This is a genomic window from Aquabacter sediminis, assembly GCF_028863665.1.
Classification (GTDB): domain Bacteria; phylum Pseudomonadota; class Alphaproteobacteria; order Rhizobiales; family Xanthobacteraceae; genus L1I39.
Window position 1 is genome coordinate 99,234 of sequence record NZ_JARBFX010000009.1, and the last position, 25,198, is coordinate 124,431.

The 25,198-nt window shown below is 68.2% G+C and carries 18 protein-coding genes and 1 tRNA gene; 17 read left to right on the plus strand and 2 right to left on the minus strand.

Annotated elements, in window-relative coordinates:
* Positions 1-29 precede the first annotated feature (29 nt).
* From PV781_RS18065 to PV781_RS18085, 5 genes are all read left to right on the plus strand, one after another.
* Positions 30-698, plus strand: coding sequence for a ParA family protein (locus tag PV781_RS18065; RefSeq protein ID WP_274777035.1), 669 nt, complete (start codon positions 30-32; stop codon positions 696-698).
* A 154-nt stretch (positions 699-852) separates the two neighbouring features.
* Positions 853-928 (plus strand) — tRNA-Ala (locus PV781_RS18070).
* Positions 929-1,093: 165 nt separating this feature from the next.
* A complete protein-coding gene (locus PV781_RS18075; RefSeq protein WP_274777036.1) occupies positions 1,094-2,521 on the plus strand; it encodes a hypothetical protein in 1,428 nt (475 codons plus the stop codon).
* A 71-nt stretch (positions 2,522-2,592) separates the two neighbouring features.
* Positions 2,593-3,153, plus strand: a complete 561-nt coding sequence (locus PV781_RS18080) for a GNAT family N-acetyltransferase (RefSeq protein ID WP_274777037.1) — start codon at positions 2,593-2,595, stop codon at positions 3,151-3,153.
* Between the two features lie 235 nt (positions 3,154-3,388).
* On the plus strand, positions 3,389-4,483 hold the full coding sequence (locus PV781_RS18085) for a polysaccharide deacetylase family protein (protein WP_274777038.1): 1,095 nt from the start codon (positions 3,389-3,391) through the stop codon (positions 4,481-4,483).
* A gap of 78 nt (positions 4,484-4,561) precedes the next feature.
* Here PV781_RS18085 and PV781_RS18090 read toward each other — a convergent pair whose 3' ends face one another.
* The gene (locus PV781_RS18090) at positions 4,562-5,557 is read right to left on the minus strand and encodes an MDR family oxidoreductase (RefSeq protein ID WP_274777039.1); all 996 of its coding nucleotides are present in this window, start codon (positions 5,555-5,557) and stop codon (positions 4,562-4,564) included.
* 100 nt (positions 5,558-5,657) lie between these two features.
* Complete coding sequence (locus PV781_RS18095) at positions 5,658-6,401, minus strand: TetR/AcrR family transcriptional regulator (RefSeq protein ID WP_274777040.1); 744 nt, start codon at positions 6,399-6,401, stop codon at positions 5,658-5,660.
* A 160-nt stretch (positions 6,402-6,561) separates the two neighbouring features.
* Between PV781_RS18095 and PV781_RS18100 the strand changes: the two genes are divergently transcribed.
* The 12 genes from PV781_RS18100 (at position 6,562) to addA (ending at position 25,133) form a co-directional block, all read left to right on the plus strand.
* Positions 6,562-7,329: an SDR family NAD(P)-dependent oxidoreductase gene (locus PV781_RS18100; RefSeq protein WP_274777041.1), complete on the plus strand. Its 768-nt coding sequence runs from the start codon at positions 6,562-6,564 to the stop codon at positions 7,327-7,329.
* A gap of 12 nt (positions 7,330-7,341) precedes the next feature.
* Positions 7,342-8,562 (plus strand): acyl-CoA dehydrogenase family protein, encoded by a 1,221-nt coding sequence (locus tag PV781_RS18105; RefSeq protein ID WP_274777042.1) that lies wholly within the window; start codon positions 7,342-7,344, stop codon positions 8,560-8,562.
* Positions 8,559-9,581, plus strand: a complete 1,023-nt coding sequence (locus PV781_RS18110) for a phosphotransferase family protein (RefSeq protein ID WP_274777043.1) — start codon at positions 8,559-8,561, stop codon at positions 9,579-9,581. The genes PV781_RS18105 and PV781_RS18110 overlap by 4 nt, the downstream gene beginning before the upstream one ends.
* A gap of 34 nt (positions 9,582-9,615) precedes the next feature.
* Positions 9,616-10,332, plus strand: a complete 717-nt coding sequence (locus PV781_RS18115) for a CoA transferase subunit A (protein WP_274777044.1) — start codon at positions 9,616-9,618, stop codon at positions 10,330-10,332.
* Complete coding sequence (locus tag PV781_RS18120; RefSeq protein ID WP_274777045.1) at positions 10,332-10,976, plus strand: CoA transferase subunit B; 645 nt, start codon at positions 10,332-10,334, stop codon at positions 10,974-10,976. The genes PV781_RS18115 and PV781_RS18120 overlap by 1 nt, the downstream gene beginning before the upstream one ends.
* A 180-nt stretch (positions 10,977-11,156) precedes the next feature.
* Complete coding sequence (locus PV781_RS18125) at positions 11,157-12,236, plus strand: 3-hydroxyacyl-CoA dehydrogenase (RefSeq protein WP_274777046.1); 1,080 nt, start codon at positions 11,157-11,159, stop codon at positions 12,234-12,236.
* 80 nt (positions 12,237-12,316) lie between these two features.
* Positions 12,317-13,501, plus strand: coding sequence for an acetyl-CoA C-acyltransferase family protein (locus PV781_RS18130; protein WP_274777047.1), 1,185 nt, complete (start codon positions 12,317-12,319; stop codon positions 13,499-13,501).
* Between the two features lie 240 nt (positions 13,502-13,741).
* Positions 13,742-16,255: a PAS domain-containing sensor histidine kinase gene (locus PV781_RS18135; protein WP_274777048.1), complete on the plus strand. Its 2,514-nt coding sequence runs from the start codon at positions 13,742-13,744 to the stop codon at positions 16,253-16,255.
* A complete protein-coding gene (gene tsaE, locus PV781_RS18140; protein ID WP_274777049.1) occupies positions 16,252-17,817 on the plus strand; it encodes a tRNA (adenosine(37)-N6)-threonylcarbamoyltransferase complex ATPase subunit type 1 TsaE in 1,566 nt (521 codons plus the stop codon). Before PV781_RS18135 ends, tsaE begins: the two co-directional genes overlap by 4 nt.
* Before the next feature lie 17 nt (positions 17,818-17,834).
* Positions 17,835-18,536, plus strand: coding sequence for a nucleotidyltransferase family protein (locus tag PV781_RS18145; protein WP_274777158.1), 702 nt, complete (start codon positions 17,835-17,837; stop codon positions 18,534-18,536).
* 61 nt (positions 18,537-18,597) lie between these two features.
* Positions 18,598-21,642: a double-strand break repair protein AddB gene (gene addB / locus PV781_RS18150; protein WP_274777050.1), complete on the plus strand. Its 3,045-nt coding sequence runs from the start codon at positions 18,598-18,600 to the stop codon at positions 21,640-21,642.
* The gene (addA, locus tag PV781_RS18155) at positions 21,639-25,133 is read left to right on the plus strand and encodes a double-strand break repair helicase AddA (protein WP_274777051.1); all 3,495 of its coding nucleotides are present in this window, start codon (positions 21,639-21,641) and stop codon (positions 25,131-25,133) included. Before addB ends, addA begins: the two co-directional genes overlap by 4 nt.
* Positions 25,134-25,198: the final 65 nt, after the last annotated feature.

Below are 25,198 nucleotides of genomic sequence, written 5' to 3' on the forward strand. Positions count from 1 at the left end.
GCTCCCGGGGCAGGACCAGTGAGGCGTACATGCACATCATAGCCATCGCGCAGCGCAAGGGCGGCGTCGGCAAGACCACGCTGGCGGTCAACCTTGCGGGAGAGCTGGTGCGGCGCGGCCGTAGCGTCACCCTGGTGGATGCCGACCCTCAGGCTTCGGCCTTCGACTGGGCGCTGCCGCGCCGGCTTGGGTTCGTGGTGCGCAACGATGTTCCCACCGTGGCGGGCGGCGTCTCTTGGGTGAAGGGCATCTATAAGTCCGGCACCGATTTCGCGGTGATTGATTCGCCCGCCGACCTGGGCTCGGTGTTCAAGCTGTGCGTCGAGGTGGCGGACCTCCTCCTGCTGCCGTGCGGTCCGTCTTCCCTCGATCTCAACGCCACCAAGCAGACCGTGGCGCGCGCAGCCGAGATCGCCCGCCCCTTGCCCGATGGCCAGCCGCCCACTTTGCTGGTGCCCACCAAGGTGGATATGTCGGTGTTGGAAGGCCAGCAGATCGCGCCGGAACTGGCTGAACTGGGCCATGAGGTGGCGCCGCACCTCAGCTTCGATATCTCCTATGTGCGTGCCTTCACCGTCGGGCAGACCATCAGCGCCTATGCGCCGGGATCCTCGGCGGATCTTGAAATGCGCGCGCTGGCCGAGGCCGCCCTGCGCACGCTGGGCCAGCCGGTGCGCCGCCCGTTCCGTACGCGCTAGGGCCGCTCGGCAGAAGGCGATCGGGCCGTTCCACCACCCCGCGCCGGGGGCAAAATGGGGCAGGGGGCAGCGCACCAATTTCCATGTGCGCAACTTTCTCCCCCACGCTTGACAGGCCGGGGGGCGAAACCCTAAATGGCGCCTCCCATGGATCGGGGCCGTAGCTCAGATGGGAGAGCGCTGCAATCGCACTGCAGAGGTCAGGGGTTCGATTCCCCTCGGCTCCACCAGCCCGATCTTCCCTTAAATGGATAAGTGCCGAACCCGCCGTCCGCCGCAGCGCGATGGTGAGGAGGCAAATGCAATCCGCGCGCGCGGCGTGACGCAGATACCGTCACTTGCTAGCTTCACCCTGGCAGTCCTGTATCGGACGTGGTCAAGCGCCTGGGTGGTTCATGACGTCGATGTTGGCCTTCAAGTCGCTGGTTACGCCGAATATTTTTGACGCCTACGCCAATCCGAACCTGCTGCTCTATCTGGTCGCCAGCAACCTCCTTTCACCGGCCACTTGGGAACTCTCCGAGAAGATCCAGCAGCGGGCTTTGAAGGCATGCGCGGCGGAGGGCGGCGCGAGCCGGTCGTCGATCGGGGAAATTCAGAAAGTCCTCGACCGCAGCTTCAGGCACCTACACGTGATGCAGGTGGCGGAGCTCTACGGCGAGCTCGATTTGGCCGACGAGCGGGCCCGTCTCGGCGAGGCCTGCGTCAACCAGGCCCTGGATCGGATTTTGCGCACCTTCGAATCCCGGATCCGGTCCGGCGACATTCCAGCCGAAGCGCTACAGCCGGTCATCGACCGGGCGGCGGCGGGGCGTTTCCCAGCCTACATCTACGGCACTATCGACCTGGTGCGTGCCAGACGGAAGCTTACGGGATTCTCCCACGCTTCCATCAAAGGCGTGACGTCGTGCGTGGACGAGACCGCCATTTTCGCCGCGCTCGCCACCACCCTGAAGAAGGGGGCGGTGGCCAACGTTATCGCCTTGAGCAGCCCATCCCACACCACCGCGTTCGGATGGACCTGCGAGGGTGAGCCATGGTGGTTCTACGGTAAAAACAGGATCTACTTCCCCGATACATGGCGATCCGTGGTGGCTCAGTCACGATCGGCAAACCCGCAAAGCGTGTTCGATGGATGGCTGGGCGACCTGAACCGCATCACCTCCGTCGCCGGGACGTTCGACCTTGAAACGGGGCAGAGCAATCTCCCCGCAGCGCATATCGAAGAGATCGCCTCCCATATGGAGACGTTTTTTGGGGTGCGCCTGCGACAGGTCGAGGCGGGGCTGTCGAAGCCGCGCAGCGTTTGGCCAGAAGACCCCCTCGCAGACTGTCTCAGGGGCCTCATGGGGGCCACTTCGCTCGAAATGGCACGGGAGATTCTGGCATCCGCTGTCGACGTGGCCGCCCAAGGCGTGCTCTACGCCTTCCGCTCCCTCTCTGTGCGGGACCTCCGCCCCTATTTGGAGGTCGCACGCGAACAGCCGAACTGCCGCAGCCTGGCGCACAGCTTGTCCAGCCTTGAAGAAGTTCTGGGTTTCGTGCGCGACCTTGATGGCGCGGGCTCTATTTTCGGCAGTCGCGACCGCATCGCCATGCCGGACGAGACCCTTAGTTTCCGGCTTGGGACCGATCGGGACAAGGCGCTGCTTCTGCATGCGCTTCTGGAACATCTGGGCCCGCGGGGTGGCGTGCACGAGCCCGTGGTTACCTGCTTCGGCGCAACCCGGAGCTTTGTGCGGACTGGGTCGCGTTGGTTCGATGCCGCGTTGGGCGCGCCGGTGCTGGAGCCGTGCGAGCCAATCCTCCTTCAACTGCCCTGACCTTCCTGGCGTGTCGGGCATATCGACGGCGCCGCATCCTGGTACCATGTTCCGAAGGTGCGGGGGCTGTCATGAACGATCAAGTTGCGTCGGTTGAATGTGGTGACGGGTTTCAGCGCGTTGACTTGTCCGATGGGCAGGCGCGCGAAGACGTCATTGAAATATCCCAGGCGTATTTCGACTGGATGAACGGGCAAATTTTAGCCTGTTGCGGGTTCTCAATTCCGGACATCGTCGGAATGGAACTTGACGCATATGTCAAATACACCACCGATATCGGAAGCCGCATCGGATCTGACGAGGGTGGCGTCTATGTGCGCCGCGCAGCGACGGGTGAAATCATGGCCATGTGCGGCCTTCGCCGTCTTCCCGATGGTGCAGCCGAGGTCGTGCGAATCTTCACCCGCCCCGCCTTTCGCGGGAAAGGTCTTGGCTTTCAGGCTGTCGCCCACCTGATGGAGGAAGCCCGAAAGCTTGGCTATAGGGTCATCCGGCTGGACACGGGGATCTTCATGACCTCCGCCCAGAAGATCTACCGGGCCGCGGGCTTTTCACCTTGCGAGCCTTATCCGGGGGCAGAGCCGCCGCCTCAGCTTCTTCCTTTCTGGCTTTATATGGAGCGTGACCTCTGACGTAACCTTTTCCATCCGGACGATGGATGAGGGATGAGTGCGTCGACCAAAGTGGCTCCCGGCCTCACCCTGCGGCTGCCGTTCCGCAGGGTGACGGGAAAGACACGCCACCGGCCCGATTTGCCGAAGTGCCGCCGCAATTGGACCGCGCGGATTGATTGTTTCGCCACTTTCACGCTTTATCCACACTCGCGGGCCGAGACTGAAACGTCGCTTGCCCCAGGAAAGCCAAGCCGTGAAGAAAGTCGTCGCCATCTGCGCAGCCGCCGTGACCGGAGCCATCGGGCTCGGGCTGGCCTTTAGCCTCATGCCGCTGTCCGCGTCCGAAACCCCGCCTGCGACCCCCGTCACACTCGCGACGCCAGCTTCCGCCAGCGCCCCGATGGCCAGCCATGCAAGCCTGCCGGCTCTGCCGTCGCCCGCCGTGACCGCCGCCATGTTCCAGCCGGCACCGGCGCCTGCGGCCGCCCCCCCGGCACTGGCGCAGCCTGTGGCCGCGCAGGCGAGCCCCGTTGCCGAGGAGCCCGCGACCCCCGGCAAGCGCCTGCCTGCCTATACCTATCTTGACGTGGACGCCCCCTATGTGGCGCTCACCTTCGATGACGGCCCCAATCCCGAGACCACGCCCAAGCTCCTGAAGATGCTCGCCGACCGGCATGTGAAGGCGACCTTCTTCATGCTGGGCAACCGCGCCGTCCAGGCGCCCGAGGTGGTGAAGGCGGTGGCCGCAGCCGGCCACGAGATCGGCAACCATTCCTGGAGCCATCCCCAGCTCACCAAGCTGCCGGTCGCCGCCGCCGACAAGCAGGTTGAGGACACGTCCGCTTTGCTGGAGCAGATCACCGGCACCAAGCCCGTCCTCATGCGTCCGCCCTACGGCTCCATGAGCCCGAGCCTGCAGGCCCATCTCTACGAAAAGTTCGGCATCACCCAGATCTTCTGGTCGGTGGACCCGTTGGATTGGAAGATCCGCGATCCGCAATCGGTCTATGACCAGATCATGAAACAGGTGCGGCCGGGGGCGATCATTCTCGCCCACGACATTCACCCCACCACTGTGGCGGCCATGCCGCGTGTCATCGATGCGCTGATCGCCAAGGGCTACAAGATCGTCACCGTCTCCGAGCTCATAGCCCATGGCCGCCCGCCGGCCCCCAAGGTGGTGGCCCAGGCCGAGCCGCAGGTGAAGAAAAAGCCGAAGCCGGCCCATTCCCCGGCCGCTCCCGCCGCAGCCCCCAAGCCGATCCAGGCTTCGGCGCCCGGTGCTCCCATGTCGATCACGCCTGCGGTCGCCGCGCCCACTGTTACGGGATCCATCACCCGGAACTGACGCCGATTGCCGCGCTAGAAAAAGAAAAGGGCCCGGACGGCGACGTCCGGGCCCTTTTTGCATCCCGATCTCTGGGCCTCAGCGCGTCACGTCGATGACCACGCGGCCGCGGACCTGGCCGGCGAGGATCTCATCCGCCAGCTCCGGCAGGCGGGACATGGGCTCCACGCGGGTCATGGCGGCAAGGGTGCCGGGGGCGAGGTCACGGGCGAGGCGTGCCCAGGCGCGTTCGCGCTTCGGCATGGGGGTGGCCACCGAATCGACCCCCAGGAGCGCCACGCCGCGCAGGATGTGCGGCAGGACGGTGGCCGGCAGGTCCGGGCCCCCCGCAAGGCCGCAGGCTGCCACCGCGCCGCCATAGGCGGTCTGCGACAGGACATTGGCAAGGGTGGTTGAGCCCACTGCATCCACCGCGCCGCCCCAACGCTCCTTCTGAAGCGGGGCGCCCTTTTCGGTCAGGCTCGCCCGGTCCACGAAGCCGGAGGCGCCAAGGTCCGACAGATAGGCATGGGTCTCAGGCCGGCCAGTGGCCGCGGTCACCGTGTAGCCGGCCTTGGCCAGCAGCGCCACGGCCACCGAGCCAACCCCACCCGCCGCGCCGGTCACAAGAACCTCTCGCCCGCCTTGGGCTATGGCACCCCAATCCTCCAGCGCATCCACGCACAAGGCGGCGGTATAGCCGGCGGTGCCGATGGCCATGGCCTGCTCGAAGCTGAAGGCATCGGGCAGGCGCACCAGCCATTCCGGCTTCACCCTCTGGTAACGCGTATAGCCACCCCACTCGGTCTCGGAGAGGCCGAACCCGTTCACGATCACTTTGTCCCCGGCGTTCCAGCGGGGCGAGCGGCTTTCCACCACCGTGCCGGCAAGATCGATCCCGGCCACCATGGGAAGCTTGCGGGCGATGCGGCCCTTGCCGCTCACCGCGAGCCCGTCCTTGTAGTTCAGGGTCGAGCAGGCAACCTCCACGAGGACGTCGTGGCCGGGCAAGTCATCAAGGGATAAGGGCTTGAAGGCTGCGCGGGGCTTGCCGCCCTGGTCCTCGATCAAGAGAGCCGTGAATGTCTGCGCCATGCCGTTCCTCCTTGTCGGCCCCGGTGAACCGGGGTCGCTTGCGTTCGTCGGTGCGGAGGCTGGCCCATCTCTCCCACGCCCGCAAGCGCGGAGCGCAGGGTCAGGCGGGCGTGGAGGGCAGGGGCTCATGCGGCAGGATGGCCCGTTCCACGAAGGCGACAAGGGCGTCGGCGAAGGCATCGGGGGCGATGCCGCGCCGCCGGTATTTGGAGCGCTTCACGTACCAGTCCTGGAGCATGGGCTTGATGAGAGCCGCTGTCATGGCCGCATCGTCGATCTCGAACACGCCCGCGGCCGCGCCCTGCGCCAGCGCGTCGCAGATGAAGCCCTCCGTCCGCCGCTCGCTTGCCACCGCCATGGCACGGGCCTCGGGCGGGAAGGTCTTGGCCTCCATATAGGAGAAGGTGAACCAGGCCAGCATGGCTTCGGTGAGCGCCACATGGGTGCGCAGGAGCCAGGTCAGATGGGCGCGGGGCCCGTCAAGGTCCGGCGGCGGGGCGCCGAGCACTTCCTCGACCACGGTGGAGACCGTGCCGAGAATCATGCGCAGCAGCGTCTCCTTTGAGTCGAAATAGGCATAGAGCGCGCCCATGCTGAGGCCGGATTGCTCCGAGAGGTCGCGCAGGCTCATGGACTGGAAGCCGGCATTGTTGGCCAGCGTCAAGGTGGTCTCGACGATGCGGGCAAGCCGCGCGGTGGCCACCTGGGGCTTCTTCACCCGGATGGTGGCGTGGTGGCGGGCCAGCATGCGGGCGGCCATCGCCTCCATGGACAGGTCGAGCCCTGTCATGGCGCGCTGGGCATCGCTGTGCGCGACGGCCGCTTGTGGATTGCCTGCTTTCATCCGGTTTCCTGCCGCCGCCATGGTCACGGGCGCGTCCTTAAGGTTTTCTCTTGCATGGCGCTCGCGCCGCTGTCTATAAAGCGAGCGCTCGCTCTATAAACATAAAATCAAATCTCCCGAACGGGAAGCGGGCGACGGCAAGCTGAGGGAGGCAGGGCCTATGGGATTTTCCGTGACTCTGGACGGGCGCGTGGCGCTCGTGACGGGCGCCTCCAAGGGCCTTGGCGCCTATTTTGCCACCCAGCTCGCGCAGTCCGGTGCCCGGGTGGCTGTCGCGGCCCGTAATAAGGCTGAGTGCGAGGTGGTGTGCGGCCGGATCCGGGACGCCGGCGGCGAGGCCCTTGCCCTGGCCGTCGATGTGACCCGGGCCGCCTCAGTGGATTCAGCCATTGCAGAGGTGTTGGAAACCTTCGGGCGGTTGGACATCCTGGTGGCCAATGCGGGCGTCACCGCCACCACACCGCTCCTGGACCTTGAGGAAGAGGCCTGGGACCGCATCCTCGACACCAATCTGAAGGGCGCCTTCCTGGTGGGGCGGGCCGCAGCGCGGGCCATGGCCTCTGCCAAGACCGGCGGCACCATCGTGACCGTCGCCTCCATCCTGGGCGAGCGCATTGCGGGCCAGGTGTCAGCCTATTGCGCCTCCAAGGCCGGCCTCATCCAGCTTACCCGCTCCATGGCGCTGGAATGGGCACGCCACGGCATCCGCGCCAATGCACTGTGCCCCGGCTACGTGGAGACCGACCTCAACCGCGATTTCTTCGAGAGCGAGGCCGGCAAGGCCTTGATCCGCCGCATCCCCTATCGCCGCCTGGCGAAGCTGGAAGATGTGGCGGGACCGCTCCTGTTCCTGTGCTCCGACGCCTCCGCCTACATGACCGGCTCCACCCTGGAAGTGGATGGCGGCCACCTCGTTTCCTCTCTGTGAGGCTTGAGACCCATGGACTTCACCATTTCCCCGGCGCTGGAAAGCCTGCGCGAACGCATTGCTGACTTCGTCGCCCGTGAGATCATCCCGCTCGAGAGCGATTCCGCCGCCTACGACGCCCACGAAAACATCGCCCACGCACCGCTCCAGCGCCTGCGCGCCAAGGCGCGGGAGGAGGGGCTGTGGTGCCTGCAACTGAAGCCGGAGAATGGCGGGCTGGGGGTGGGCCGCATGGGCATGGCGGTCTGCTACGAGGAGATGAACCGTTCCATCTTCGGACCGGTCGTCTTCAATTCGGCAGCGCCCGACGACGGCAACATGATGGTGCTGGAGGCGGTCGGCACGCCCGACCAGAAGGAGCGCTGGCTTGCTCCCATCGTCAGGGGCGACGTGCGTTCCGCCTTCGTGATGACCGAGCCTCACCCCGGTGGCGGTTCCGATCCGTCCATGATCCAGACCCGGGCAGAGAAGCAACCGGACGGCTCCTATCGCATCTATGGCCGCAAATGGTTCATCACCGGCGCGGAGGAAGCGGCCCACTTCATCCTCATCGCCCGTACCTCCGACGATCCACGCACGGGCCTGTCGGCGTTCATGTTCCATCGTGACCAGCCGGGCTGGCGCATTCTGCGCCGCATTCCCATCATGGGCCCTGAAGAGCATGGCGGCCATTGCGAGCTGGAGTTCGACGGCCTGACCATTCCCCCGGAGGATGTTCTCAAGGAGGAAGGGTGGGGTCTGCGGATCACCCAGATCCGCCTTGGTCCGGCGCGCCTCACCCATTGCATGCGCTGGCTGGGCCTTGCGCGCCGCTCGGTTGAGATTGGCCGTGACTATGCCGAGGTGCGTCATGGCTTCGGCGTGCGGCTCGCCGACCGGGAGAGCGTGCAGCTCATGCTGGGCCGCACCGCAATGGCCATCGAGATCGGCCGCCTTCTGGTGATGAAGGCCGCTTTCGAGTTGGACCAGGGCCGCCTTGCGCGCAAGGAGGTGTCCATGGCCAAGATCCAGGCTGCAAATACCCTGCACCAGGCGGTGGATATGGGCCTCCAGCTCAATGGTGCCCGTGGCTATTCCAAGGACACGGTGCTGGAATGGATCTACCGCTATGCCCGCCAGGCACGGCTGGTGGATGGCGCCGACGAGGTGCACCAGATGGTTCTGAACCGCTTCCTGGAGAAGGAAGGCGATGCCTTCTGGCGCTGGCCGGTGGCGACGGACGGCGCCGCATGAGCGAGGCCGCTCCTTCCACTCCCCTTGGCTTCGAGGAGGCCCGTCTCGATGGCTTCCTGAAGGAGGCGGTTCCCGGCCTTGCCGGCCCCATGCGGCTGGCCCGCATTGCCGGCGGGCAGTCCAATCCCACCTTCTTCGTCACCTATGACACCCGCGCTTTGGTGCTGCGCAAGCAGCCGCCGGGCGAACTCCTGCCCTCCGCCCATGCTGTGGATCGCGAATACCGCATCATGCGAGCGCTGGCCGAGACGGATGTGCCGGTGCCGCCTGCGCTCCTCTACAGCGACGACCGCAGCATCGTCGGCACGCCCTTCTATGTGATGGAGCGTGTGGAGGGGCGGGTCTTCCATGACTGCACGCTCCCCGGCGTCGATCCGGCGGAACGGGGCGAGATGTACCGGTCCATGGCCCGCACGCTGGCTGCCTTCCACAATGTGGATTTTGGCGCGGTGGGTCTTGGCGACTTCGGCAAACCCGGGAACTTCTATGCCCGCCAGGTGACCCGTTGGAGCCGCCAGTGGGAACTGTCCCGCACGCGTGAGGACGCCAATATCGACCGGTTGGTGGAATGGCTCCCCGCCCATATTCCGCAAGACGACGTGTCCTCGCTGGTGCACGGGGACTATCGCATCGGCAATCTCATGTTCCACCCCACCGAGCCTCGTGTGGTGGCGGTGCTTGATTTCGAGCTGTCGACCCTTGGCCATCCGCTCGCGGACCTTGCCCATTCCATGATGGCCTGGATTTCCAAGCCCGATGAATATGGCGGTCTCGCCGGCCTCGACCTTGAGGGCCTTGGCATTCCGAGCGGGGCGGACTACGAAGCTGAGTATGCCGCTGCCGCCCGCCACGGTGCGCGGATGACGAACTTTCACATGGCCTTCGCCCTGTTCCGCTGGTCCGTGATCTTCGAGGGGATCGCGGCCCGCGCCAAGGCGGGGAATGCGTCATCCGACAACGCTGCGGAAACGGGTCGGCTTGCGGCCGCTTTCGCCGGCAGGGCCGCCGATTTGATCTAGGGACGGAAACCGGCGCCACGGAGGGATCTAGACGATGCGCAAAAAGGTTTACCCGGACGCGAAAAGCGCCCTGGAGGGCGTGCTCGCCGACGGCATGATGATCATGGCCGGTGGTTTCGGCCTGTGCGGCATCCCGGAAAATCTGATCGCGGCAATCCGCGACAATGGCGTTAAGAATCTGACCGTCGTCTCCAACAATTGCGGCGTCGACGATTTCGGCCTCGGCCTGCTCCTGTCCAACGGCCAGATCAAGAAGATGCTGTCGTCCTATGTGGGCGAGAACAAGCTCTTCGAGAAGCTGTACCTGGCCGGCGACCTGGAGCTGGAATTCAACCCGCAGGGCACCCTGGCCGAGCGCATCCGGGCCGGCGGCGCGGGCATTGCCGGGTTCTACACCAAGACCGGCTACGGCACGATCATCGCCGAAGGCAAGCCCACCCGCGAGTTCAACGGCGAGCACTATGTGCTCGAGACCGGCCTCGTGGCGGACCTGTCCATCATCAAGGCGTGGAAGGCGGACAAGGAGGGCAACCTCATCTACCGCAAGACCGCGCGCAACTTTAACCCGATGATGGCGACTGCCGGAAAGGTCACCATCGCCGAGGTGGAGGAGATCGTGGAGGTGGGCGAGCTCGATGCCGATTCCATCCACACCCCCGGCATCTATGTGGACCGGATCGTCCTGAGCCAGAATCCCGAGAAGCGCATCGAGAAGGTGACCACCCGCAAGCGCCCCGAGGAGGTGAAGTGATGGCCTGGACCCGCGACCAGATGGCGGCGCGCGCCGCCCAGGAAGTCCGCGACGGTTTCTATGTGAACCTCGGCATCGGCATCCCCACCCTGGTGGCCAACTTCGTGCCGGACGGCATGACGGTCAGCTTCCAGAGCGAGAACGGCATGCTGGGCATCGGGCCCTTCCCCTATGAGGGCGAAGAGGATCCCGACCTCATCAATGCCGGCAAGCAGACCGTGACCGAAGTGGCGGACACCGCCTATTTCTCCAGCGCCGATTCCTTCGCCATGATCCGTGGCGGCCATATGGACCTGTCCATCCTCGGCTCCATGCAGGTGTCCGAGAAGGGCGACATCGCCAATTGGATGGTGCCCGGCAAGATGGTGAAGGGCATGGGCGGCGCCATGGACCTGGTGGCCGGCGCCAAGTCGGTCATCGTGCTCATGGAGCATGTGGAGAAGTCCGGCGCGCCCAAGCTGGTGGAAGCCTGCACCTTGCCGCTCACCGGCACGCAGGTGACCGACATGGTCATCACCGATCTCGCCCGCTTCGAGTTCACCAAGCGCGGCGGCACCCTGGTGCTCAAGGAACTGGCGCCGGGCGTGACGCTCGACGAAGTGCGGGCCAAGACCGCCGCCAAGTTCGAGGTCGGCCTCGACTGAGGCCCGGTCGGCTCGGCCCTCGCCGGGCCGACGGCACGCCTTTGCCGGGGCGGCATCGCCGCTCCGGCTCCTCCAGGTGAAGCGGCCGCGCGCCGTCCCTTGCGGCGGGCAGCGCCACGGCTTTGCCTTGCCCGGACGGGTCTTTCGGCCCGCTGCGGCACATCAGCTGAAGAGGCATTCATGACCACACGGCTCGCCATCATCGGAACCGGTCTGATGGGCGGTGGCATCGCCCTCGACGCGGCCCGCCATGGGCTTCCCGTCCAGGTCTATGACGCCCGTCCCGAAGGACCGGAGGCGCTCAAGGGCCGGGCCGCCGGGGTCTATTCCCGATGGGTGAAGAACGGCCGCATGAGTGAAGCGGACGCTGTCGCAGCGTTGGAGCGCCTGCGCCCCGCCTCAAGCCTTGCGGAGCTGTCCGGCGCCGACCTGGTCATCGAGGCGGTGTTCGAGGACATCAAGGTTAAGCGGGACCTGTTCGCGGCGCTCGAACCCCATCTGGGTGCGGAAGCGGTGCTCGCCACCAATACCAGCGCGCTGAAGGTGGGGGCGCTGTCCGATGGCTTCGGCTTTTCCGATCGCGTGCTCGGCTTGCATTATTTCAGCCCGGCGGAAGTCTCGCCCCTCGTCGAGGTGGTGCGCTCGGAACGCACCAGCGGGCGTACCATCGAGCGGGCGATGGCCTTCCTGAAGGAGACCCGCCGCACGGCGCTTCCCTGCGCCGATCGGCCGGGCTTTGCCATCAATCGCTTTTTCTGCCCCTATTATAATGAGGCGACCCGCCTCGTGGAGGAGCGCATCGCCGGTCCCGCCGACGTGGACAAGGTGGCGCGCGAGCGCATTGGTGCCGCGGCCGGGCCCTTCACGGTGATGAACCTGATCCGCCCCGCCGTGGCGGCTCATGCCCAGGCCAATCTGGTGCCGCTCGGCCCCTTCTATGTGCCATCCCAACTGCTCCAGGACCAGGGGCGCAGCGGCGCCGACTGGCCGGTGGAAGACACCTTGCCCGATGCCGATCTTGATGCGGTGGAGCGCCGCCTGCTCGGCGCCCTCGCCGTCCCGGCCCTGGAATTGGCCGAGGAGCGGGTGGCTGCGCCTGCGGCGGTGGACCAGGGCGCGGTGATGGCGCTGAAGTTCAAGGAGGGTCCCTTCACCCTCATGTCCCGCTATTCCCGCGAAGCGGTGGCGGCGGCGGTGCACGACGTGTGTGATCGCATGGGCCATCCCGAGCCGCGCCTGCCGGTGCCCCTGCCGGCCTGAGATCCAAAGCCGGCTCTGCAAAGAGGCCGGCCCCTGAAACGTGGCGCGGCCTTTCCGGCCGTCGCCAGGAGGAACCGCACATGAGCACCACCGACGTTGTCTTCCTGTCCGGCGCCCGAACCGCCATCGGCGATTTCGGCGGCGCGCTGAAGGATGTGCCGCCCACCGCGCTGGGCGGCCATGTGGCCAAGGCGGCCATCGCCCGCGCGGGCATTGAAGCATCCGACATCGGCCAGACGGTGATGGGCAACGTCATCCATACCGAGCCGCGCGACATGTACCTTTCCCGCGTCGCGGCCATGGAAGCGGGCGTGCCCAAGGAGACGCCGGCCTTGACCGTCAACCGCCTGTGCGGCTCGGGCCTCCAGGCCATCATCAGCGCCGCCCAGATGGTCAAGCTGGGCGATGCGTCCTTCGCGCTCGCCGGCGGCGCCGAATGCATGAGCCGCAGCGGCTACCTGATGCCCGGCGCCCGCTGGGGCCAGAAGATGGGCAATCTTGGCCTGGTGGACATGATGGTGGGCGCGCTCAGCGATCCGTTCGGCAATGGCCATATGGGTATCACGGCCGAGAACATTTCCGAGCGCTATGGCGTGGACCGGGCCGCGCAGGACGAGGCCTCCCTGGAAAGCCACCGCCGCGCGGCCGCCGCCACAGCCGCCGGGCTCTTCAAGGAGCAGATCGTCCCCTTCGAGATCGCCTCCCGCAAGGGCACGGTCAGCTTCGAGACCGACGAGCATGTGCGCGCCGACGTCACCGCGGCCGATCTCGCCAAGCTGCGCGCCGTGTTCAAGAAGGACGGTACCGTGACCGCCGGCAATGCCTCTGGCATCAATGATGGTGCGGCCGCCGTGGTCATCGCCTCCGGAGAGGCGGCGAAGCAGCGGGGCCTCACCCCGGTCGCGCGCCTGGTGTCCTATGGACTGGCGGGTGTCGATCCCTCCGAAATGGGCATGGGGCCTGTGCCGGCGGTGAAGACCGCCCTGGAGCGGGCGGGCCTGACGGTGGCCGATATCGACGTGATCGAATCCAACGAGGCTTTCGCTGCCCAGGCATGTGCCGTCAGCCGTGCCCTCGGCTTCGATCCGGCCAAGGTCAATCCCAATGGCGGCGCCATTGCGCTCGGCCACCCCGTAGGGGCGACGGGCGCCATCCTCACCGTCAAGACGATCTACGAGCTCCAGCGCACGGGAGGCCGCTATGGCCTCATCACCATGTGCATCGGCGGCGGCCAGGGCATCGCCATGGTCATCGAGCGTCAGTGACGCACAGGCGGGGGCGTCCCGGACGCTCCCGCCCGTCGCAGCTGGTGCTGTGCTCTCGGCGCCCCAGCCTGCGGCAGTATGGGGGTGCCTGATCCATGCAGCCTGGCGCGCTTTCCGTCAGGGAGCGCCCCGCTTTTGCCTTTCACTCTGTTTCAACCAGATCGGATCAGGCTCTAGAGTGAGATGTGATTCGCGCGGGAACAGGGGGCCCGCGCCTGGCAGGCATGGGGCGGACGCGGCATGGGCGAGTGGAGCAAGGGCGCGGGCAGGGCGGAGCTTTGCCGAAACACCGGCGCGCCCGGCATCCCCGCCTCCGGGCGGCGCACGGCACCTCGGTCTGCCGTCTTTTTCCATCGGCGCCCTCTGGCCGCCGGACTTTTCGCCCCCGTTCTGGCGATCCCCGCCTCCGCGCATGCCGCACCATTGCTCGACGTGGTGGCGGGCGGTGTCAGCCCCGTTGCGCTCCTCGCCGGTTGCGCCTCCCTTGCAGCCCTCGGCCTAGGGCTGGCCTGTGCCATACGCAGCCGGGCCGCGGCGCGGATGCAGCGGGCCGGCGCGCGCGCCCTGACATTGGCGCGTGCCGATGCCATGTCGCTCGCCGCACTTCTGGGCGCGGGCACGGATGGGGCCGCGATCTGGCTCGGGGGGAATGAGCCGCCCATGCTGATGGGCGCGGCCGGTCGGCTTCTCAAGATGGACGCCGCGGGCAGGGGCGAGGTGCCGGATCTGTCCCTGTGGCTGGGCGCCGGGGTCGCCGATAGCCTCTCGATCCCTCTTCAAGGCCTGTTCCTGCGCGACGAGCCCTTCTCGCGGGACATGACGGTCGCGGGCGTCCTGATGTGCGTCGAGGGCAAGGCGGTGGCGGGAAATCGCGTCGTCACCACGCGGCGCCTCAGTGCCTCGGCGGAGGGCGAGGTCTCCACCTTGCCATTCCAAGGCCTCTTCCGTGCCTCCACCCTGCCGGTGTGGCAGCGGGACCTGGAGGGGCGCCTGGTGCGCGTGAACCCGGCCTTTGCGACCGCCGTGGGCGGAGGAAGCCCGGAGGAGGTCTGCGCCAAGGGCCTGGAACTGCTCGATCAGCCGGCCCGCGAGGCGTCCGCAGCCGCCCGGCGCAAGGGCGAACCCTATCAGGCGCGAGTGCGTGTTGTGGCCGGGGGGCGCCGGCAGATCCTTGATGTGCTGGAAGTGCCCGGGCCCCAGGGCAGCGCGGGCCTGGCGGTGGACGCCACCGCTGCCGAGGCGCTGCGGGGCGAGATCGAGCGGACCATCGCAGCCCATCGCCGCACACTCGACCAACTGGCCACGGCGGTGGCCATGTTCGGCGCGGACGAACGCCTCCAGTTCCACAACTCGGCCTATGAGCGCCTGTTTGAGCTCGATCCCGCCTTCCTGGACGAGCGCCCCACGGAGAGCGAGATCCTGGAGCGCATGCGCCTCGCCCGTCGCGTGCCGGAGCAGGCGGATTTCCGTGCCTGGCGCGAGCATCTGCGCGACGCCTATCGCGCTCTCGAGCCGGTGCACGACTGGTGGCACCTGCCGGGTGGCCAGATGCTGCGCGTGGTCGCCACCCCCAATGCGGAGGGCGGCGTCACCTATCTGTTCGAGGACCTGTCCGAGCGCATTTCGCTGGAGAGCCGCTATAACAGCCTCATCCGCATCCAGGGCGAGACACTGGACGGCCTCGCCGAGGCGGTGGCGGTGTTCGGCTCCGACGGGCGCCTCCGGCTCTACAACCAGGCCTTCCTGGCCCTGTGGTCGCTGAGCGCCCAGGCGCTGGGCGAGCGTCCCCATATCGACGCGGTGGCCGCCATGTGCCGCCCACTCTATGGAGAAACGGGGACCTGGGCGCGCATCCGGTCGGTCATCACCGCCATCGAGCATCGCCGGGGCGAGCAATTGCGCCTGGAGCGCGCGGACGGCCGCGTGCTGGATGGCGCGGCCCAGCCGCTGCCCGACGGCGGCACAATGGTCACCTTCCGCGATGTGACTGACAGTGTGAAGGTGGAGCGCGCCCTCATCGAGCGCAATGAGGCGCTCGAAGCGGCCGACGTGCTCAAGAATGCCTTTGTGGGCCACGTTTCCTACCATTTGCGCACGCCGCTCAACACGCTCATCGGCTATGCCCACATGCTTGGCGAGACCGCCATCGGCCCGCTGAACGACCGGCAGCGCGAGTTCCTGGACCATGTGCGCCAGTCCTCCGACACGCTGCGCGCGCTCATCGACGACATTCTCGACCTCGCCACCATCGATGCGGGCGCCATGGCGCTTGATTTGGGCGAAGTGGACGTGCGCGGCACCCTGGAAGGGGTGGCCGAGGCGGTGCGTGATCTGCTGGAGCAGGTCGACGTCACCTTGCGCATCGATGCCGCCAGCGATGTGGGCCTGTTCGTGGCCGACGGGCGGCGCGTGCGTCAGATCCTGTTCAACCTCCTGTCAAACGCCATCGCCGCGGCGCCCCCCGGCACGACGGTGGTGCTCAGCGCCGAGCGGCGGCCAGATGCGGTGGTGTTGAAGGTGCGTGACCAGGGGCCGGGCATTTCGCCAGAACTGACCGAGCGTCTGTTCGACCGCTTCGAGACCGGCCCTGCCGCCGGCGGACGGGGCGGGGTGGGCCTGGGTCTGTCCATCGTCCGCTCCTTCATGACTCTGCATGGCGGCACCGTGAGCCTCCAGGCGGCGCCCGGTGGCGGCACGGTCGCCACCTGCGTTTTCCCGTTCAATGCCCCCCATCGCAGCGAGGCCGCCGCATGACCGGTTCCATGTCACGCCTCGACGATTTGGCCGAAGGCGGAGCGGGCACCTTTGCGCTCGATTTGCCGGGCCTGTTCGCCACCCAGCAGATGGCCGCCATGCTCGCGCCCTGGCTCTCGGCGGGAGACGTGGTGGCGCTCACCGGCGACCTCGGCGCCGGCAAGACCGCGTTTGCCCGCGAGCTGATCCGCGTGCTCGCGGGCGATCCCGCGCTCGAAGTGCCCAGTCCCACCTTTTCCCTGGTGGTCTCCTACGACTTTCCCCGCGCCAAGGTGCTGCACGCGGATCTCTATCGCCTGGAGGAGCCCGAAGAACTGGAGGAGATCGGCTGGGAAGAGCTGACCGACGGCGCCATCGCTCTGGTGGAATGGCCGGAGCGGGCACCCGCTTATCTGCCTGCCGACCGGCTCACCATCTCCTTGACCCTTGCGCCGGAACTGGGACCGGAAGGGCGCCGCGCCCAATTGATCGGAACCGGTGCCTTCGCCGAGCGTCTCGACCGCCTTCACGCGTCCGAACTCCTGATCGAATCCAGCGGCTTCGCTGAGGCCGAGCGGCGCTACATGCAGGGGGATGCGTCCTCCCGCTCCTATGCCCGCCTCGTTCTGCCCGATCGCTCGGCGGTGCTGATGAACGCGCCGCGCCGGCCCGATGGCCCGCCGGTGCGCCGGGGGCTGCCCTATAGCCGCATCGCGCACCTCGCCGAGGATGTGCGGGCCTTCGTGGCCGTTGCGCGGGGATTGAAAGCAGCGGGCTTCTCTGCGCCCGACATCTACTCGGCCGACCTGGAGCGTGGGCTCCTCATCATTGAGGATTTCGGCGACGAAGGCGTGCTGGAGGGCAATCCCCCCGAGCCCATCAAGGCGCGCTACGAGGCGGCGGTCGAAGTGCTCGCCGCCCTGCATGCCAAGCGCCTGCCCAGCATCCTGCACATTGCCCCCCAAAGCGAATATGTGTTGCCCACCTACGGCATCGAGGCGTTCCAGATCGAACTGGAACTGATGCTGGACTGGTATCTGCCCTATCGGAACGTGATGCTCGACCAGGTGGTGCGGGACGAGTTCACCATGCTCTGGCGCAATGCCCTGGCGCCCGTCCTGTCCGAGCCGCAGACCTGGGTGCTGCGTGACTACCATTCCCCCAACCTGATCTGGCTGCCCGAGCGGGAGGGCTTGAATCGCGTGGGCCTGATCGACTTCCAGGACGCTGTGCTGGGTCCGGCCGCCTATGATGTCGTGTCGCTGGCTCAGGATGCCCGGGTCGATGTTTCTGAAAGCCTCGAGCTGGCGCTGGTCGGCCATTATGTGAAGGTGCGTCGGGAGGCGGATCCCAGTTTCGATGCGCGGGCCTTCGCCCATCTCTACGCCCTGATGGGGGCGCAGCGCGCCACGAAAATTCTCGGGATATTTACCCGGCTGAAGCTGCGCGACGGCAAACCGCAATATTTGCGTCACCTTCCCCGGATTAGGCGCTATCTGGCGCGGTGCCTCGGCCACCAGGAGCTGGGTTCTTTGCGCATGTGGTACGAGGCGGTCCTGCCATCGAAGGAATTCCAGACGTGACCAAACTGCGCAAGGCCATGGTGTTGGCGGCGGGCCTCGGCACAAGGATGCGCCCCTTGACGGATACGCGGCCCAAGCCCTTGGTCGAGGTGAATGGCCGCCCTTTGATCGACCATGTGCTTGATCGCCTGGCGGAGGTCGAGGTGGACGAGGCGGTGGTCAATGTGCACCATCACGCCGACCTCCTGGAGGCCCATCTGAAGGCCCGCAAGGGGCCGCCCCGCATCGTCCTCAGTGACGAGCGCGACGCGCTGCTGGAGACCGGCGGCGGCGTGCGGCGGGCGCTTGGCCATTTCGGAGATGCGCCGTTCTTCGCCATCAATTCGGACACGATCTGGATCGAGGGCATGCGGCCAAACCTCGCGCGCATGGAAAGGGTGTTCGATCCGGAGCGCATGGACGTACTCCTGCTTCTGGCTTCCACCGCCTTGTCCATCGGCTATGACGGGGCGGGCGACTTCATGATGGATCCGGAAGGCCGCCTGACGCGCCGGCCGGAGCGGGTCATGGCCCCGTTCGTTTATGCGGGCGCGGCGATCCTGAAGCCGGGCCTGTTCGCCGATGTGCCCGAGGGGGCCTTCTCTCTGAACCGCATCTTCGACCTGGCGCGGGAGGCGGACCGGCTGTTCGGCATCCGCCTGGAAGGCACCTGGATGCATGTGGGGACGCCGGACGCCATCGCCTCCGCCGAGGAAGCCATCCGGCGCTCCAGCGACTAGAGTGTCGTCCGATTCAGGCCAAATGGACCTGTTCGGAGGCATCGCGGGAGGGGCATCGTCCATGAAGCGGGTTCTGTCCATTCCGCCCACGGCGCCCTTCCTGCCGACCCTCGCCCGGGCTTTGCTCGACGGGCGCCTCGTGCCCGGCTTTGCGCCCGCAGGCGATCCGCTGGCGCTTGCCTCCGCCACCATCTATCTGCCCACGCGCCGCGCCGGGCGCGCCTTCGAGGCGGCGCTGCTGGAGGCGTCGGGCGCCGAAGGACTTCTTCTGCCGCGCATCGTCCCGCTCGGCGATGTGGACGAGGATGCGCTGGCCTTTTCCGAGGAGGCCCCGCTCCTGGCCCCGCCACGTGCGGTGGATGGCGTGCATCGGCGCATCGCCCTCAGCGCCCTGGTGGCGCGGTGGCGGGACGCGCTGGCCGACGGATCCGACCAGGCGGCGGTGGCGGCCGGTCCTGCGGCCACGGTGGCGCTGGCCGACGCGCTCGCAAGCCTGTTCGACCAGATGACCATTGCGGGCGCTGCCTGGGAGCGGCTGGAGGGCCTCGCTCTCGATGAGCATGACACCTATTTCGAAATGAGCCGCCAGTTCCTGCGTATCGCCCGCAAGGCGTGGGAAGGACACCTGGCGGAACAGGGCATGGTGGAGCCCGCCGTGCGCCGCGACGTGCTGGTGGCGGCGGAAGCGCGGCGCTTGGCGGAGCTCGGCGCTGCTGCCGGCCCGGTGATCGCCGCCGGCTCCACCGGCTCGCTGCCGGCCACCGCCCGGCTGCTCTCGGTCATTGCCGGCCTGCCGCTGGGGGCGGTGGTGCTGCCGGGCCTCGATTTCCATGCCGAGGACGACGCCTTCGCTCTCCTGGCCGAGGATGGGCCGGGCGCGGCGCCCGACCACCCTCAGTTCGGCCTCGCTCATTTGCTGGACACGCTGGGCATCACCCGGGAGGATGTGGAGGAGATCGGCGTGCGCGCCGCTCCGCCCCGCGAGGCCCTGCTGAGCGAGACGCTGCGCCATTCCAGCACAACGGACCGGTGGGTCAATCTCCCCGATCGCTTGCCGGATGACGAGCGGGATGCCGCCATTGCAGATGTGACGCTCATCGAGGCGGCCGATCCGCGCGAGGAGGCGCTCTCCATCGCCCTTGTCCTGCGTGCGGTGCTGGAGCGGGCCGGTGCACGGGGAGCGCTGGTGACGCCGGACCGGGATCTGGCTCGCCGCGTGACCGCGGAATTGAGCCGCTTTGGCATCGAGATCGACGATTCCGCCGGCGAGCCGCTGGCCGAGACGGAAGCGGGGCGGTTCGCCCGGTTGGTGGCGCAGGTGGTGGCGCAGGATTTCGCGCCCGTGCCCCTGTTCGCGCTCCTCAGCCACCCCATGGCGACGCTCGGCCGTGCGCCAGCGGAACAGGCCGAGGCGGTGGCGGCGCTGGAACTGGTGGCGTTGCGCGGCCCGCGCCCGCGCACCGGCATTGCCGGCTTGCGTCAGACGGTGGCCGCATTCGACCGCGATCGCCTGCACCGCACCGATCCGCGCCGACGGATCGGTGCGGACCGGCTCGTGCCTGCGCAGGAGCTTGTGGAACGGCTGGCACAGGCTTTCTCCGCTTTCCCCGCCGGACCGGGCCTGCAGCCTTTGGCGAGCCTGGTGGCGGCGCACCGCGTGGCCATGGAGGCCATTGGCGGGCCGCTGGATCTGGAGGCCGAGGAGCCGGGGCGGGCGCATCTGGCGGATGCCTTCGAGGCGATCCTCCAGGCCGCGCCCCACGGACCCGCGCTCTCCGTGCGGGATTATGCCGAGACGGTGGGGGCACTGCTGGCCGACCAGATGGTGCGGCCGCACGCCCGCCCTGGCGCGCGGCTGCGCATTCTCGGGCCGCTGGAAGCGCGCCTTCTGGATGTGGACCTTGTGGTTCTTGGCGGCCTTGTGGAGGGCGTTTGGCCCCCCCAGACGCGGACCGACCCCTGGCTCAGCCGGCCCATGCGGGGCGAGCTGGGCTTGGAATTGCCGGAGCGGCGCATCGGCCTGTCCGCCCACGATTTCGTGCAGAGCTTCGGCGCCCCCCAGGTGGTGCTGGCGCTCCCCGCCAAGGTGGAGGGAACCCAAAGCGTGCCCTCGCGCTTCGTCCAGCGCCTCGCCACCGTCTGCGGCGCGGAGCGCTGGGCGGCGGTGCGGGCACGGGGCGAGGTGTGGCGCACGGCCGCCGCAACCCTCGATCGGGCTCCGCCGGTGCCCCGCGCGGTGCAGCCCGCGCCGGCGCCACCCTTGGCCCTGCGGCCGCGCCAGCTCTCGGTGACGGAAATCGAGACCTTCCTGCGCGATCCCTATTCCATCTTCGCCCGCCATGTCCTGGCGCTCCAGCCGCTGGAGCCGCTCGACGCGGAGCCAGGGGGCGCCGAGCGTGGCACTGCGCTTCATGATGCGCTCGGCCAGTTTGGCATCGCCTTCCCGGAAGACCTCCCACCCGATGCGCTGGACCGCCTCATCGCCTATGGCCGCGCCGCGTTCGCGCCGCTGGAGGTGTTTCCCGCCGAGCACGCCTTGTGGTGGGCGAGGTTCGAGCGGGTGGCCGGCTGGGTGGTGGCGTTTGAGCGGGAGCGGCGGGCGGCGGTGCGCAAGGTGGTGGCGGAGACGGGAGGCGCGCTCGACATCCCGCTCGCCAAGAGCGGCTTCCGGCTCACCGGGCGGGCGGACCGCATCGATATTCTCCAAGACGGCGCCCTCGCCATCGTCGACTACAAGACCGGAACTGCGCCTTCCACGCGCCAGGGCCGGACCTTCTCGCCCCAATTGCCGCTGGAGGCGGCCATGGCGGCGCGGGGCGGCTTCAAGGCGGTGCCGGCGGCGCCCGTCAACGACTTCTTCTATGTGGAACTCAAGGGCGGCGCGGAGCCGGGGCGGGTGAAGCCGGGGGTGGCCAAGGACCAGGACGCCACCTCCATGGCCGAGGAGGCGCTCGGCCGGCTCACGGATCTGCTGCTGGCCTTCGAGGACGAGGCGCAGGGCTATCGCTCGCTCAGCGCCCCCCAGTGGCGTGGGCGGTTCGGGCCTTATGACCATCTGGCGCGGGTGCGCGAATGGGCGCTGGGTGCGGAGGAGGAGGCCTCGTGAGCAGCGCGTCCGATAGCGCCAAAGCCGCGCCCTCACAGACGGCGGCGCTCCTGGCGGCCACCCGCCACCAGAGCGAAGCATCCGACCCGGAGGTCTCCGCCTGGGTGTCCGCCAATGCGGGCTCGGGGAAGACCCATGTCCTCTCCCAGCGCGTCATCCGCCTGTTGCTGGCGGGCACGCCGCCGGGGCGCATCCTGTGCCTGACCTACACCAAGGCGGCGGCTGCCAATATGGCGAACCGGGTGCTCACCACGCTTGGTCGCTGGGTGGCTCTGCCCGATGCCGCGCTGGACGAGGAGATCGCCCGCACCGACCACCGCCGGCCCACGCCCGAGTTGCGCGCCATCGCCCGGCGCCTGTTCGCGGCGGCGCTGGAGACACCCGGCGGCCTGAAGATCCAGACCATTCACGCCTTCTGCGGCGGCCTGCTGCACCAGTTCCCCTTCGAGGCAGGCGTCGCCGCCGGCTTTCGCGAACTGGACGATGCCGGCCGCATGGACCTCCTCGCCCGCATTCGCACCGACCTCATCGTGGAGGCCACGTCCCAGCCCCACGCCGCGCTCGGCCGCGCACTCGCCCATCTCATGGGGGAGACCGGCGACAAGGGCATCGACGACCTCATCGCCGCCTCGGTGGATGCCCGCGCCCGCATCCTCAAGCTGGCACAGGAGGCGGACGCCCGGCGCGCGCAGATCGCGGCGGGACTGGGGCTCGACCCCTCCATCACCCGCGACGGGCTGCTGCGCCAAGTGCTGGACGGCCCCCATCTGCCACAAAGCGAATGGCGGGCGGTGGCGGCAGAGATTGCCGCATCCGGCAAGGCCACCGACCAGAAGCGAGCGGCCTCGCTGCTTGCCGCCGCCGGGGCCGGGTCGCAGGAGGAGGCGCTGGCCGCCTATCTCGGCGTGTTCCTGAAGGCCGATGGCGGTCCGCGCACAGACAAGGACCTTCTCACCAAGGGTGCGCGCGAGGCGCTGCCCACCATCGCCGCCCGGATGGAGGCTGAGCGCGACCGCATCGCGCTCCTGGAGGATCAGCGCCGGGCGGTGGAAGTGCTGGAGCGCACCGATGCCGCCCTCACTTTGGGGGCTGCCGCCTGTGCCCGCTACGAATCCGCCAAGGCCGACCGTGGGCTCCTGGATTTCGACGACCTCATCGCCCGCACAGCTGCGCTCCTGAACCGCGTGCCGGCCTCCTGGGTGCATTTCAAGCTGGATCGCGGCATCGACCATGTGCTGGTGGACGAGGCGCAGGACACAAGCCCGGCCCAATGGGCGGTGGTGCACGGCCTGATCGACGATTTCTTTGCCGGGGCAGGAGCGCGCGGGCCGTTGCGGCGCACCCTGTTCGTGGTGGGCGACGAGAAGCAGTCCATCTTCTCCTTCCAGGGGGCCGATCCCCGCACCTTTGGCGAGATGCGGCACCGGGTGGCCCGAGAAGCGGGCAATACGGGCTTCCGCAATGTGCGGCTGCCCCATTCTTTCCGCTCGGCGCCGGGCGTGCTGGCGGCGGTGGATGCGGTGTTCGCCAGCCAAGCCGCCCGCGCCGGCCTCTCCGACGACGATGCCAAGACCGTCCATGAGGCCATCCGTACCGATGCCCCGGCTTTGGTGGAGGTGTGGCCCACCATCAAGCCGCCGGAACGGCCCAAGGTGGATGATTGGCGGCGCCCCCTGGACGAGGTGCCGGGCGATGATCCCGTCAACATGCTGGCCCAGCGCATCGCGGATTTCGTGCGCCGGGGCATCGCAGAGCGGCTCGCCATCCCCTCGCGCAAGGGGCGCCCCATGCAGGGGCGGGATGTGCTGGTGCTGGTGCGGCGGCGCGGCAAGCTGTTCGAGGCCATCATCCGTGCCTTGAAGGGAGCGGGCGGTGGGGTGGAGGTGGCCGGCGCCGACCGGCTGGTGGTGGCCGACCATATCGCCGCCCTCGACCTGATGGCACTGGGCGATGCGCTGCTCTCGCCGGACGATGACCTGGCGCTGGCCGGCGTGCTGAAGGCGCCCCTCTTCGGCTTCACTGATGACGACCTCATGCGCTGGTGCCCCGGCCGTCCCGGCCGGCTGTGGGACGCGCTTGCGATCGCCGCACCGCAGGAGGGGCCTCTGGCGGATGCCCTCGCCCGCCTGGAGCGCTGGCGGGGGGAGGCGCGGCGCCTGCGGCCGTTCGACTTTTACGCCCGGGTGCTGGGCCGTGATGGCGGCCGCCGGGCCATGTTGGCCCGCCTCGGGCCGGAAGCAGCCGACGTGCTGGACGAATTCATGGCCCTTGCCCGCACCTATGAAAGCGGGGAGGCGGCGACGCTCGCCGGCTTCCTCGCCTTTCTGCGCCGGGGCGGTGCGGAGACCAAGCGCGACATGGAGACCGGTCGCGACGAGGTGCGCGTCATGACCGTCCATGGCGCCAAGGGCTTGGAAGCGCCCGTCGTGGTCCTCGCCGACACAGTGGACGTGCCCCGCCCGCGCACCTCGGAAGGCTTCCTCACGCTGCCCTCCGGCCTCCCGGTCCTGGCGCCGCGCAAGGCGGAGGACCCGGAGGTGCTGGCTACAGCGCGCACCGAAGCGGCGGCGCGCGAGAGCGAGGAATATCGCCGGCTGCTTTATGTGGCGCTCACCCGCGCGGAGGACGCATTGGTGATCTGCGGGGCCGAGACCCGCGCCGCGGCCAAGGACAAGCCTCACGCGCGCCCCGAAGGGTGCTGGTACGACCTGGTCCTCGGCGCCCTTCAGGACGAGGCCCATGCGGTGCAGGTGCCCTATGCCCCCGAGGAGGTGCTGCGCTGGCGCAGGCCGGAAAGCCTGCCGCCGAGCGGCGAGGCGCCAACCACCTCCGTATCCGTGCCGCTGCCTGCCCCCGTCGTCCTGGGGCTGGCCGGGGAGGCCCTGGAAGGGGAAGCGTCGGCTCCGCTGCGCCCCTCCCGCGTGCTGGCCCGCTCAGTGGTTGCGGCCAGCACCGCAGCCGAGGGGCTGGACCCGATGGTTCGGGGGGACCTGATCCACCGGCTTTTGGCTGGCCTCGCCGGGATCGCCCCGGCTGAGCGCGAGGCGGCCGGCTTGCGGATGCTCGGCCACGCCGCCGCCAATCTGCCTGCACAGGTGCACCGGGAGCTTTTGTCCGAGGCCGTCGGGATTCTCGAACGGGATGAGCTTGCCGAGGTGTTCGGTCCCGCCAGCCGCGCTGAAGTGCCGGTGGCCGGGCGCTGGACCACGCCCCAGGGGCGCGTCATCGCGGTGACCGGGCGAATCGACCGGCTCGCCGTGACCGAACGCCGGGTTCTGATTGCCGACTTCAAGACCGACCAGCGACCGCCATCCACAGGCCAGGCGCCGCCGGAGCGGCATGTCTCCCAGTTGGCGCTCTATGCGGCTGTCTTGGAGCGGACCTTTCCCGGTCGCCCGGTGGAGGCCGTTCTGGCCTATACACGCGGGCCGGTGATCGTTTCGCTTGATGCCGGGCGCCTGCGGCGGGCGCTGGAGGCGCTTCACCCATAGGGCCGCGACACCGTCTTCCCTTCACGTCGGCGCGACGCGCCTTGACGGCGGGGGGAGGGGATACC

Bases quoted from the DNA above. Each gene is read 5' to 3' on its own strand.
- PV781_RS18125 (WP_274777046.1), top strand. From the start codon at position 11,157: ATGACCACACGGCTCGCCATCATCGGAACCGGTCTGATGGGCGGTGGC.
- PV781_RS18110 (WP_274777043.1), top strand. From the start codon at position 8,559: ATGAGCGAGGCCGCTCCTTCCACTCCCCTTGGCTTCGAGGAGGCCCGT.
- PV781_RS18075 (WP_274777036.1), top strand. From the start codon at position 1,094: ATGACGTCGATGTTGGCCTTCAAGTCGCTGGTTACGCCGAATATTTTT.
- PV781_RS18080 (WP_274777037.1), top strand. From the start codon at position 2,593: ATGAACGATCAAGTTGCGTCGGTTGAATGTGGTGACGGGTTTCAGCGC.
- PV781_RS18135 (WP_274777048.1), top strand. From the start codon at position 13,742: ATGGGCGAGTGGAGCAAGGGCGCGGGCAGGGCGGAGCTTTGCCGAAAC.
- PV781_RS18145 (WP_274777158.1), top strand. From the start codon at position 17,835: ATGGTGTTGGCGGCGGGCCTCGGCACAAGGATGCGCCCCTTGACGGAT.
- PV781_RS18120 (WP_274777045.1), top strand. From the start codon at position 10,332: ATGGCCTGGACCCGCGACCAGATGGCGGCGCGCGCCGCCCAGGAAGTC.
- PV781_RS18105 (WP_274777042.1), top strand. From the start codon at position 7,342: ATGGACTTCACCATTTCCCCGGCGCTGGAAAGCCTGCGCGAACGCATT.
- tsaE (WP_274777049.1), top strand. From the start codon at position 16,252: ATGACCGGTTCCATGTCACGCCTCGACGATTTGGCCGAAGGCGGAGCG.
- PV781_RS18130 (WP_274777047.1), top strand. From the start codon at position 12,317: ATGAGCACCACCGACGTTGTCTTCCTGTCCGGCGCCCGAACCGCCATC.
- PV781_RS18090 (WP_274777039.1), bottom strand. From the start codon at position 5,557: ATGGCGCAGACATTCACGGCTCTCTTGATCGAGGACCAGGGCGGCAAG.
- PV781_RS18065 (WP_274777035.1), top strand. From the start codon at position 30: ATGCACATCATAGCCATCGCGCAGCGCAAGGGCGGCGTCGGCAAGACC.
- PV781_RS18100 (WP_274777041.1), top strand. From the start codon at position 6,562: ATGGGATTTTCCGTGACTCTGGACGGGCGCGTGGCGCTCGTGACGGGC.
- addB (WP_274777050.1), top strand. From the start codon at position 18,598: ATGAAGCGGGTTCTGTCCATTCCGCCCACGGCGCCCTTCCTGCCGACC.
- PV781_RS18115 (WP_274777044.1), top strand. From the start codon at position 9,616: ATGCGCAAAAAGGTTTACCCGGACGCGAAAAGCGCCCTGGAGGGCGTG.
- PV781_RS18095 (WP_274777040.1), bottom strand. From the start codon at position 6,401: ATGAAAGCAGGCAATCCACAAGCGGCCGTCGCGCACAGCGATGCCCAG.